This window comes from Microbacterium sp. B24, from assembly GCF_000333415.1.
Lineage (GTDB): Bacteria > Actinomycetota > Actinomycetes > Actinomycetales > Microbacteriaceae > Microbacterium.
In genome coordinates this window covers 1-11,478 of sequence record NZ_BADB01000062.1, presented here as the reverse complement: position 1 = coordinate 11,478, position 11,478 = coordinate 1, and the positions used below count along the sequence as shown (strand labels likewise).

The 11,478-nt window shown below is 70.9% G+C and carries 9 protein-coding genes and 1 pseudogene; 3 read left to right on the top strand and 7 right to left on the bottom strand.

The features are described 5' to 3' along the window. A partial coding sequence (locus I5I_RS01410) for an ExeM/NucH family extracellular endonuclease (protein ID WP_036315499.1) occupies positions 1 to 3,705 on the top strand: 3,705 nt, incomplete at its 5' end. A 121-nt stretch (positions 3,706 to 3,826) separates the two neighbouring features. Beyond that, positions 3,827 to 4,570, top strand: coding sequence for an alpha/beta fold hydrolase (locus I5I_RS01405; RefSeq protein WP_036315503.1), 744 nt, complete (start codon positions 3,827 to 3,829; stop codon positions 4,568 to 4,570). Here the strand turns inward: I5I_RS01405 and I5I_RS01400 are convergent. Further along, positions 4,500 to 5,795: an MFS transporter gene (locus I5I_RS01400; RefSeq protein ID WP_036315497.1), complete on the bottom strand. Its 1,296-nt coding sequence runs from the start codon at positions 5,793 to 5,795 to the stop codon at positions 4,500 to 4,502. The two genes, I5I_RS01405 and I5I_RS01400, sit on opposite strands and share 71 nt — an antisense overlap. 238 nt (positions 5,796 to 6,033) lie before the next feature. Between I5I_RS01400 and rpsT the strand changes: the two genes are divergently transcribed. Beyond that, on the top strand, positions 6,034 to 6,294 hold the full coding sequence (gene rpsT / locus I5I_RS01395; RefSeq protein ID WP_036285140.1) for a 30S ribosomal protein S20: 261 nt from the start codon (positions 6,034 to 6,036) through the stop codon (positions 6,292 to 6,294). A gap of 68 nt (positions 6,295 to 6,362) precedes the next feature. Here rpsT and holA read toward each other — a convergent pair whose 3' ends face one another. The 6 genes and pseudogenes from holA to I5I_RS01375 all read right to left on the bottom strand — a co-directional run. Then, entirely contained in the window at positions 6,363 to 7,409 is a 1,047-nt protein-coding gene (gene holA, locus I5I_RS01390) for a DNA polymerase III subunit delta (protein WP_036315495.1), read from the bottom strand. 48 nt (positions 7,410 to 7,457) lie between these two features. After that, positions 7,458 to 8,123 carry a ComEC/Rec2 family competence protein gene (locus I5I_RS17905; RefSeq protein WP_374699896.1) on the bottom strand — a complete coding sequence of 222 codons (666 nt, stop codon included), beginning with the start codon at positions 8,121 to 8,123 and terminating at the stop codon, positions 7,458 to 7,460. 249 nt (positions 8,124 to 8,372) lie between these two features. After that, positions 8,373 to 9,053, bottom strand: a pseudogene (locus I5I_RS17900) (ComEC/Rec2 family competence protein); the annotation flags it as partial. Positions 9,054 to 9,069: 16 nt separating this feature from the next. Continuing rightward, the gene (locus I5I_RS17385; protein WP_239639985.1) at positions 9,070 to 9,741 is read right to left on the bottom strand and encodes a hypothetical protein; all 672 of its coding nucleotides are present in this window, start codon (positions 9,739 to 9,741) and stop codon (positions 9,070 to 9,072) included. A gap of 80 nt (positions 9,742 to 9,821) precedes the next feature. Continuing rightward, positions 9,822 to 10,436, bottom strand: a complete 615-nt coding sequence (locus I5I_RS01380) for a ComEA family DNA-binding protein (protein WP_036315492.1) — start codon at positions 10,434 to 10,436, stop codon at positions 9,822 to 9,824. Between the two features lie 84 nt (positions 10,437 to 10,520). Further along, positions 10,521 to 11,478, bottom strand: a 958-nt coding sequence (locus I5I_RS01375; protein ID WP_036315490.1) for a class I tRNA ligase family protein, incomplete at its 5' end; no start/stop codon positions are given.

The window sequence follows — 11,478 nt, the reverse complement described above, 5'->3', positions numbered from 1 at the left end:
CGGCCTCACCCGCTCGCGGTCGACACGGGCGCGGCTCGCAAGATCGACGCGGCTGCGGCCCCGAAGCCCGTCGTGCTCACGACGTGGCCGGCCTCGATCGCCCAGCGCGAGAGCCTCGAGTCGATGCTCGTGAGCGTCACCGGCACCTTCACGGTGACCAACACCAACAACACCAACCGCTATGGCGAAGTGGGTCTCGCCGCCGGCAGCGGCGTGCTCCGTCAGCCGACGGACGTCGCCCGCCCCGGCAGCGCCGAGGCCGCCGCGGCCGCGGCGGACAACCTAGCCCGCGGCGTCGTCCTCGACGACGGCGGTTCGCTCGACTATGCCGCGCGCGCCAACAACGGCACCGGTGCGCTCCTGAACGGAGACCTGACGCCGGCGTACGTTTCGCTCGACAAGCCGGTCGTCGTGGGCGCCACCGCGTCCCTGAGCGGCTCGTTCGTGCTGGACTACCGCAACAACGCGTGGAAGCTGAACCCGGTGACCTTCCTCGCCGGCGACGGCAAGACGCAGGGTCAGGCGAGCTTCACCAACCCGCGTACCGCAGCTCCTGCCCCCGTCGGCGGCGACCTGAGCGTGGGCTCGTTCAACGTGCTGAACTACTTCACGACGCTCGGCTCGTCCGACGCGGCCTGCCAGCCGTACACCGACCGTGCCGGCGTCGGCACGAACGTCCGGGGAGGCTGCGACCTCCGCGGAGCCTGGGGTGCCGCAGACCTCGCGCGTCAGCAGTCGAAGATCGTCTCGGCGATCAACACACTGGACGCCTCGGTGGTCGGGCTCATGGAGATCGAGAACTCGGCGAAGTCGACGCCGTCGACGCCCGACAAGGCTGTCGCGACCCTGGTCGCGGCGCTGAACGCCGCTGCCGGAAGTGAGAAGTGGGCGTACGTCCCGGCATCCGCGCAGCTGCCCGATGCATCCGAGCAGGACGTCATCCGCAACGCGATCATCTACCAGCCCGCCCGCGTCGCACCCGTCGGTGAGGCTCTGGCGCTCGGGACGCAGTCGGGATCCGGACAGGCCTTCGACAACGCGCGCGAGCCGATCGCGCAGAAGTTCGCGCCCGCCGGTGGCGGCGAGCCGTTCCTCTTCGTCGTCAACCACTTCAAGTCCAAGGGTTCCAGCGGCGCCAGCGGCGCGCAGGCCGACCAGAAGGACGGACAGGGGGCGTGGAACCCGGCCCGGGTCGCGCAGGCGAGCGCGCTGCGCGACTGGGTCTCTTCCCTCACCGCGAACGGAGAAGCGGCGGTGCTCGTCGGCGACTTCAACTCCTACACCCAGGAGGACCCGCTGAAGGTCCTCTACGACGCGGGTTACACGGATGCCGAGTCGGCGCTGAAGGTGGGGCGTTCCACGTACTCGTTCGACGGCCTCTCCGGCTCGCTCGACCACGTGCTGCTGAACGCCGCGGCCTGGAAGCGCGTCACGGGCGGCGACGTCTGGAACATCAACTCCGGGGAGTCGGTGGCGCTGGAGTACAGCCGCTACAACAACCACGGCACGCTGTTCTGGCAGGACGGCCCGTACCGCTCGAGCGACCACGATCCGCTGAAGGTCGGTCTGTCGGCCCGTAAGAGCGCACCGACGACGATCGACATCCTGACGATCAATGACTTCCACGGTCGTATCGAGGCCGGATCGCAGGGTGAAGCGGGCGCTGCCGTCCTCGCCGGCGCCGTCGCGGCCAAGAAGGCGCAGAACCCGAACACGCTCCTGGTCTCGGCCGGCGACAACATCGGGGCCTCGACGTTCACGTCGCTGATCCAGCAGGACACCCCGACCATCGATGCCCTGAAGGCATCCGGTCTGGAGGTGTCGGCGGTGGGCAACCACGAGTTCGACCGCGGCTTCGCCGACCTGAAGAACCGGGTGCTTCCGCGCTTCGGTGGCAACACCGACCCGTCGAACGTGACGCCGGAGCAGATCGCGGCGGGCTCGCCCTACGCGCTCGGTGCCAACGTCTACCAGAAGGGCACGAAGACGCCGGCGCTGCCGGAGTACACCGTGAAGACACTCGACGGCGTGCGCGTCGCCTTCATCGGCACCGTCACCACCGACACGGCACGCATGGTCGATCCGCAGGGCATCAAGGACATCGACTTCGGCGACCAGCTCGAAGCGGCCAACCGCGTCGCCGACAAGATCGCCGCAGGCGACCTCGCCGATGTGACCGTGCTGCTCACGCACTCCGGGTCGTCGGTGTCGAACCAGTGCGATGCGGTCGCCACCGACCCGTCGGAGTTCGGCACCCTCATCCGCGGAGCGTCGGCCCACATCGACGCCATCGTGTCGGCCCACACCCACCAGACCTACGCGTGCAACGTGCAGGTGGGCTCCAGTGGGAAGCTGCGTCCCGTCATCCAGGCGTCCGAGTACGGCAAGGCGCTCGGCCAGCTCTCGCTGACGTACGACACCGACGCTCACGAGCTGGTGTCGGCGACCGGATCCACGCAGACGCTCGCCAAGGCCTACCCGGCCGACGCGGCGGTCGCCTCGATGGTCGCCGGCTTCACGGCCCAGGCGAACACGATCGGCGCCCAGCCGGTCGGTGCCATCACGGCCAACATCCTGCGTGGCGGCACGAGCGGGTCGGACCGTGGAGTCGAGTCGACCATGGGCAACACCGTCGCCGACATCTATCTCTGGGCCACCAGCACCAACCCGGCCTACGCGGGCACGAAGGCGCAGATCGCGCTGATGAACCCGGGCGGTTTGCGCGCCGACCTGCGCTACACGGGTGACGGCACCGTCACCTACAAGCAGCTCGCCGACGTGCAGCCCTTCGCCAACACGCTCGTCACGGTGACGCTCACGGGTGCCCAGCTGAAGGACATCCTGACGCGCCAGTGGCAGGCGACGGGCGACCGTCCCAAGCTGCACCTGGGTGTCTCGAAGGGGTTCACCTACGAGTACACCGAGGATGCGCCGCCCGCCGGTCAGACGGCCTCGCGGTCGGGACACATCGTGTCGATGTCGCTGGACGGAAAGAAGATCACCGACGCCGACACCTTCACGGTGGTGACGAACTCGTTCCTCGCCAACGGCGGAGACGGCTTCACGCCGTTCGCCCAGGGGACGAACCGCACCGACACCGGTCAGGTCGACCTCGACGCAACCCTTGCGTACGCGAAGGCGATCAAGCCGATCGCCCCGTCGTCGGTGGGGCGCGCCGTCCTGGTCAGCGACACCACCCCGTCGCCGACTCCGACCGCGACTCCGACGGCAACGCCGAGCGCGTCGCCGACCGGCGCGCCGTCGCCCTCTCCGACGAGCACGCTGCCGGCAACCGGCGGGGTGACGGTGGGTGCGTCGAGCATGGGCCTGTCTGCGGACGGGCGAATCGAGCGCGGGTCTTCGTTCACCGTGACCCTGACCGGCCTCGGCGCCTTCGAGCAGGTCGTGGCCACGCTGAACAGCGACCCGATCGTGATCACGGGCATCCCCGCCGCCGATGCGAACGGTCGCGTCACCTTCACGGTGAACGTTCCGCAGTCGCTGCCGCTCGGAACCCACCACCTCATCGTGTTGGGTGCCGACGGCCGGGTGGTCCTGAACCTGCCGTTGCAGGTCGTCGGTGAGGGCACACTGGCCACCACCGGTGCGGAGCTTCCGTGGGGGCTCGCCTTCGGGGGCGCGCTCCTGCTTGTCGCCGGGCTTCTGCTGGCGATGACGCGCCGCCGCCGTGTGACCATCGGCTGACGCAGCGGGCGGCTGCCTCGGCAGTCCGCTCCCCCACAGGCCCCGGCCCCGCTTCGGCGGGTGTCCGGGGCCTGCGCCGTGCTCGGCCCCGGCGGTGCCGTCGCTCCGTAAGCTGGCGGGTGTGGCGACGACGGTGGTGATGGTGCACGGCATCCGTACCTCGGCGACGATGTGGCGTGCCCAGGTCGAACATCTGCAGCGCCGCGGTATCGACGCGGTCGCGCTCGACCTCCCGGGCCACGGTGCGCGGATGGCCGAGCAGTTCACGCTCGAGGGCGCATTCGGGACGATCGACCGGGCCGTGCGCGATGCCGCTGAACGCGGTCGCGTGCTGCTCGTCGGCCATTCGATGGGTGGTCTCGTGTCCATCGAGTACGTCGGCGGTGCGGAGCGCCCGCCGGTCGACGCCTTCATCGCGGCATCCTGCACCGCCATCCCGCGCGGCGTGGCGCTGCAGACCTACCGCTCGCTCGCCCGCGGGTTCGATCGGCTTCCCGGTCGTGGTGCCCCGATCGCGGAATGGGTGCTCGACCGCACACTGCCCGCCGAGACGCGCGCCGACTTCGGCGCCGGTGGCTACGCGTATGACGCGCAGGACACGGCGCTGCGCAGCCTGTCGGTGCTCGATCTGCTCGGCGCGCTCGGTCGCATCCGGATACCGACATGGTTCGTGAACGGGCAGTTCGACCAATTGCGCATCAACGAGCGGCTGTTCACGTCTCGCGTCCCGGGCGCGGAGCTCATCGTGGTGCCACGGACCTCGCACCTGGTCACCGCGATGCGTCCCCGAGTCTTCAACGCCGTGATCGACGTGGCGCTGGCGACGATGGATGCCGCGGCTCCGCCCGCACCATCAGGGTCATGAGTCCGCCGACCACCGACAGCACGGCGCTGCCCAGGAACAGCAGCCAGAATCCCCCGACGGCGGCGACCAGTCCGGCGCCGACCAGCGGCCCGAGCAACTGCCCCAGGCTCGCTGCGACGGTGACGAAGCCCAAGTCGCGAGCGCTGTCCTCGGGAAACGGCAGGAGGTCGGTGCCGAGCGCGAGCCCGACGGCCATGTATGCGCCGTACCCGACGCCCAGCAGCGCGGCCGCGACCAGGGCGAGCTCGAACGAGGGGAACGCCGCCAGCAACACGGCGGCACCGCCCTGCACAAGCGCAGCGGCGGCCGTCATGCCGCGTCGGCGTCCGGTGCGATCCGAGACGGCCCCCGCCACGATGGATGCCACGACGACGAAGACGGTGTAGACGACGATGAGCAGGAGCAGTTCGTCCTGGGCGCCGGTCGGATCGCGGTGCAGTCCGTAGAGAAGGAAGAACAACAGAAGCCCCGTGCCGAGCGCGTTGCCGATGTTGACCACGAGCCGCCCCCACAGCATCCAGGCGAAATCTCTGTCCCTGAAGACGGCGAAACGCTCCGCGGCGCTCAGACGCGTGCGCGCGGTGTCGGAGGCCGCCGGTGCGGGCGGGTCGGGCAGCATCAGCGCGCCGAGGCCACCGGCGACCAGCAGAATGCTGCCGAGCACGAGGTAGCCCGCGATCACCCCGAGACCGAGAAGGACGATCACCCCGACGCCCACGACGATGCCGAGGGCCTGCGACGACGAGATCGCGGCGGAGGCGGTGCCACGCTGGTCGGTGAGCTGGTCGGCGATCATTGCCGTGAAGGCGGCGGAGGCCACGGCGACGCCGACGGACACACCGATCCACGAGACGGCCACACCCCACGCATCCGTGGCGAAGGCGAGGGCCAGAAGCGAACCGGAACCCAACAGCACTCCTCCGAGTGCCCACGGGCGACGCCTGCCGAAGGCGCCGCTGGTGCGATCGCTCATGCCGCCGGCGAGCGGGCCGGCGATGACACCCGCCAGGCCGCCCGCGGCCAGCACCAGTCCCGACGACACGACGCCCGAGATCCATCGGTCCGCGTCGCCGGGCGTGTTCAGCTGCAGGGGAATGAGCAGCTGCAGCGGCGTCAGCTGGGCCGTCCAGATCGCCAGCCACGCGAGCGTGAAGAACGTGAACCATGCGGCCCCGGCGCGCCTCGTCGTCGCCGAGGTGTGCGGGCCCGGGGTTGCTGCGGTCACGGCGACTCCTTCGTCGGTGCGCGTCGTCGAGGGGACGGGGCGAGCGGGAACGGAGCCCGATCGATCCGATCATGCCGCATGCCGTGCGGCAACGGGCGCATTGCGGGGGCGGCGCGCGGTGACCTGATAGACTCGGTGATTGGCTTGCGTGTGGGTCCCACCCCGCACGCCGCCGGAGGCGTCCCTCTACCGCTACCCCGGCACATCCATCGAAAACCGAACGAAAGAGCCGTCGAACGTGGCGAACATCAAGTCGCAGATCAAGCGCAACAAGACCAACGAGAAGGCGCGCGAGCGCAACAAGGCCGTCAAGAGCGAGCTGAAGACCGAGGTGCGTCGCACCCGCGAGGCCATCGCCGCCGGTGACAAGGCTGCCGCGGAGAAGGCGCTCGCGAAGGCGTCCAAGAAGCTCGACAAGGCCGTGAGCAAGGGCGTCATCCACGAGAACCAGGCCGCGAACCGCAAGTCGTCGATCGCGAAGCAGGTCGCCGCTCTCTGAGCCGCATCCACATCGACGAAGGCCCGTCCCCGCATCTGCGGCGGCGGGCCTTCGTCGTCGGTGCGGCCTCAGGCACCGTAGGGAGCCCGGGTGGCGATGATCGTGATGAGTCGCTCCACGGCGAACACGGGATCGCGCGAGGCGCCCTTGACCTCGGCATCCGCTCGCGCCGCCGCCTGGATCGCCAGGCCGAGGCTGGCCTCGTTCCACCCGGTCAGGTCACGCCGGGCGCGGTCGACCTGCCAGTCCTTCATGCCGAGTCGAGCCGCGAGCGACGCGGACGACTCGCGGATGCCGGCGACGCGGGCCATCGTGCGCAGCTTCGAGGCGATCGCCGCGACCAGCGGCACCGGATCCGCTCCGCTGGCCAGGGCATGGCGAAGGGCGACGAGGGCGTCGCCGTAGCGGCCGGCGATGGCGGTATCGGCGACGGTGAAGGCCGAGGTCTCCACACGGCCGCCGTAGTACCGCTCGACGACCTGCTCGGTGATGTCGCCCGGCACGTCGGAGATGAGCTGCTGGCAGGCCGCCGCGAGTTCGGTGAGGTCGTCCGAGAAGGCGCCGACGAGGGCACGGAGGGCGACCGGAGCGATCTTCTTGCGCGCGGCCTGGAACTCGCCGGCCGCAAAGTCGAAGCGGTCGGAATCGCGCTTGACCGCTGGGCAGGCGATCTCGATGCCGCCTCCGATGCCGGAGCGGATGGCGTCGAGCAGCTTCTTGCCGCGCACGCTCGAACCCGTGTGGCGGAGAACGACGGTGGCGCCGTCCTGCGGAGCCTCGATGTAGGCGAGGGCCTCCGTCAGGAAGGCGTCGGAGCACTTCTCCACGCCTCCGACGCGCACGAGCCTCGGCTCGCCGAACAGTGACGGAGACGTGAGCGTCAGAAGGCTTCCCGAGGCGTAGTCATCGGCCCGCAGGTCGGAGACCTCCAAGCTCGCGTCCTCCGCGCGCAGGAATTCGCGGATGCCGGCGGTCGCGCGCTCTGCGCAGACGTCCTCCGGTCCCGACACGAGAACGACGGGAGCGGGCTGCGGCGACCGCCAGGAGATCTGCGGGATCGCCGACGCGGCGCGCGCACCCCCACGCGAGGGGGGACGGCGGGGCGCGGACGGCATGAGCACCAGCCTACCGACGGCGTGCGACACCGATGCCGCCCGCGGGGCTCAGGGAGGCTCCCTCTCGTGCCACAGCCGCACGGTCGAGGCCTCGGTCCACAGCATGATCAGCCCTTCGAGATCTGTGCGGGCCAGCCGTGCCCCGACGGATGCGAGCATCGCAAGCGTCTCGCTGCGTGGATGCCCGTACGTGTTCGCTCCCACAGAGATCAGCGCCACCGTCGCACGCACGCGCCGGTACAGTCGGGGCTCCTGGTCGGCGCTGCCGTGGTGCGAGACCTTCACGACGGCGTAGGTGGGGCGCAGGGATGCCGTCGCCATCAGGCGTCGCTGGCCCTCGGCCGACAGGTCACCGAGCATCAGCATGGGGGGCACGCTCGGGCCGGCGATGTCGAGCACGACGCTGCCGTCGTTTCCCGCTTCGGTGCGCGGCTGCGGCCACAGCACGCGCCAGCGAGCGTCTCCCAGTGTGCCGGTCATCCCCGCATCGGCACGCACGAGGCGCGCTCCCGCGTCGCGCAATCGGGTCAGGGTGCGCTCGTCGTCGGGTGCTGCTGTCGGCCCGTGCAGAACGGTGTCGACCCTCCCCGCGACTGCGCTCGTTCCTCCGTCGTGATCGTGATCGAAGTGAGTGAGGACGAGAAGATCCACCCGTTCCACGCCGAGCGTCTCCAAACATGCCGTGAGCGCCCGCGGATCGGGGCCGGTGTCCACGAGGGCGATGTGACCGGCGGCGCGGATCGCGATCGCATCGCCCTGGCCGACGTCGCACACGGCGATCGCCCAGGCCTCGGGCAGGCGGGCACGAAGTCCGATCTGCGCGGCGGGGACGGCGCCGGCGGCGATGACGATCGTGACGGCGATCACGGCACTGGCAGCGACCCGTGCCGGTCGCGGTGAGCGCACGAGCAGGATGACCACCGCCACGCTGATCAGACCCAGTGCGGCGAACCCGCCGACACCGTCGGGCCACCAGATCGCGCTGCCCGGGAGGGCGCTGAGGGTCGTCGCGGTCGCCGCGATCCACGCCGCGGGCACCCAGGCGAGCGCCGCCACCCCGGTTCCCAGCAGCGGGATGCCGGCGCACAGACAGGCGATGAGCCCCAGCACCGTGCCGACGGGCGCGGCCGGCGCAGCCAGCATGTTGGCGGCGACGCCGACGACCGAGACCTGCGGCGAGATCAGCGCGATGATCGGGCCGCAGGCGAGCTGTGCGGCCAGCGGCACGGATACGGCCAAGGCAAGGGGCCGTGGCATCCAGCGCGACAGGCCGTCCGCGAGGGGTCCGGCGAGCACGAGAAGAGCGGCGGTGGCGGCCACGGAGAGGGCGAACCCGATCGAGCGCGACAGCCACGGGTCGAGAAGGAGCAGGAGCACGACGGACGCCGTCAGCAGCGACAGCCCGGCCCCGATACGGCCGAGCAGCAGGCCCAGCATGGCGATCGCGGCCATCGTCGCCGCGCGGACGACGCTCGGCTCGGGTGAGACGAGGATCACGAACGCGACGAGAGCTCCGAGCCCGGCGGCGACGCGCACGGCTCTCCCCGCTCCGCACACGGCCGCCACAGCGAAGGCGATGCCGACGACAAGGGCGCAGTTCGCCCCGCTCACGGCGGTGAGGTGCGACAGCGACGATGACTTCATCGCGGCATCCAGCCCGTCAGAGACCTGGGAGGTGTCGCCGACCGCAAGGCCCGGCGATCAGACCGCCACCGGGTTCGGGCAGCCCCGCTGTGACGGCGATGAGCCCGTGGCGGAGCAGCGATGCCAGCGCGAGCACGCCGGTGGGCGTGGAGGTCAGGGTCGGTATCGTGGATGCGTCGATGACGAGGACGGCCCGTTCGCCCGGCTCTGTGGTCCACGCCGTACCCGTCACCGTTACGCGAGCGCCGAGATCGAGTCCCGGTGGAACATCGCCGGTGCGCACGAGCACCGGCACCGGCGTCGTGATCGCGGTGTCCCCGTACGCGAGCCGCTCCAGTACGGCATCGAATCGCCAGCCGGCAGCACCGCGTTCGATCTTCCCGACGGCGACGACGTCGACCGTCAGCGAGCGGCCGCCGGAAACCTCGGCCGCCGCAACCGCGGCGCGCGCAGGAAGCGCGGCGGCGACATGCGAGGCGACCCCCGCCGCGACACCCACGACGATGGCGACGTGGGCGAGCACATGCGCGACGCGTGCCACGCCGGACCCACCCCAGCGCCGAGGGCGCACGAGCGCGACGAGGACGACGAAAGCGATCGCCCAGAGCAGGACGGCCGCGGATGCCGCGGCATCCGGCGCACCGGTGACGACGCCTGCCGTCAACCACGCTCCGGCGGCGACGGGCACGAGGCGCGCATCCCTTCGTCGCGCGGATCGCCCGCCCCGGCCGGCTCCCTTCGCGCGCGGTGCCGCCGGTGCGGCGCCGCTCACACCGTCACCAGGTCCCGGAGGCCGGCGAGCATCTTCTCGCCGATGCCGGGAACCGACAGAAGGTCGTCGACGCTCGTGAACCGCCCGTTCTCCTCGCGCCACGCGATGATGCGCTCGGCGATCGCGGGCCCGACGCGGGGAAGCGTGTCGAGGGCTGCGACATCGGCGGTGTTGAGGTTGACGCGTCCGTCAGCGCTGACGGACGCACCGGGCGTCGGCGCCTCCCCCGCCTCCGGCACGTGCACCTGTTCGCCGTCGACGAGCGGTCGCGCGAGGTTGAGCACGGTGCGGTCGGCGGCCTCCGTGAAGCCCCCGGCGGCGGCAACCGCGTCGACGACGCGCGCCCCGCCGTCGAGGCGGTAGAGCCCGGGGCGTCCCACCGCGCCCGACACATGCACGTAGAGCGCCGCGGCCGAGATCTCCACCGGTGCCAGCGGGACGCCGCCGTCGGCGGTCGTCACCGACCGCACAACTCCGACGGCCACCGCGATCGCCGCGGCGACGAGCACCAGCACGACGGACGCACCGACCCCGACGCGCCGACGCCGCGTGCGACGCGCGTCCGCGGCGGTGCGCGGCGCGTGGTCGATGTCGGGCGAACTCACCTCCACACCGTGCCATTGGCGTGCCACCGAGGTCAGTGCGCGCTCGGTATCCGTGGACGAGCGGAGCGGACTCCCGCCGTGGGGAGGAGACTACGCGGTCGTGAAGCTGACCACCTTGGGGGCGCGGACGACGACGCGGGCGATTTCGCGACCGGCGAGCGAGCGCACGACCTTCTCGTCGGCGCGCGCCAGCGCCTCGAGTTCGTCGGCCGAGATGCGCGCGGGCACGGTCAGGGTGCCGCGCACCTTGCCGTCGATCTGCACGACCGCGGTGACCGACTCCTCGACCAGCAGGGTCGGGTCGGCCTGCCGCCACGTCGCAAGGCCGACGAACGGCTCGTGACCGAGCTGCTCCCACATCTCCTCGGCGGTGTGCGGGGCGAACAGGTCGAGGATCATCGCGATCGCCTCAGCGGCTTCGCGGACGGCGGGGTCGCCCGCGCCGGCGGGACCGTCGATGGTCTTGCGGGTGGTGTTGACGAGCTCCATCAGGCGGGCGACGACCACGTTGAACTTGGTCTGCTCGATCAGCGCCGGGGCGTCGGCCCAGAGGCGATGGGTGACACGGCGAAGGGCCTGGTCCCCCTCCGCCCACACGACATCCGGCGCGCTGGTGACCTCGTGTGCGATGCGCCAGGCGCGCGCCAGGAACTTCGCGGCGCCCGTGGTGGAGACATCGCTCCAGTCCTTGTCGTCCTCCACCGGCCCGGCGAAAGCGAGCGCGACCCGCAACGCATCGGCACCGTGGGCGTTCAGCTCGTCCTGGAAGAGCACGAGGTTGCCCTTGCTCTTGCTCATCTTGGCGCCGTCGAGGATGACCATGCCCTGATTGATGAGGTTCGAGAACGGCTCGGTGAACTCGACGAGGCCCATATCGAACAGCGCCTTCGTGATGAAGCGCGCGTACAGCAGGTGCAGGATCGCATGCTCGACGCCGCCGATGTAGAAGTCGACCGGGCCCCACCGGTCGGCATCCTTCGACGAGAACGCCTGCGTCGTGTCGCCCGGCGTCAGGAAACGAAGGAAGTACCACGAGCTGTCGACGAAC

Excerpts from the sequence above, each read along its gene's own strand:
- holA (WP_036315495.1), bottom strand. The coding sequence starts at position 7,409 with ATGCCGTCCGCGCCCCGCCGTCCCCCCTCGCGTGGGGGTGCGCGCGCC.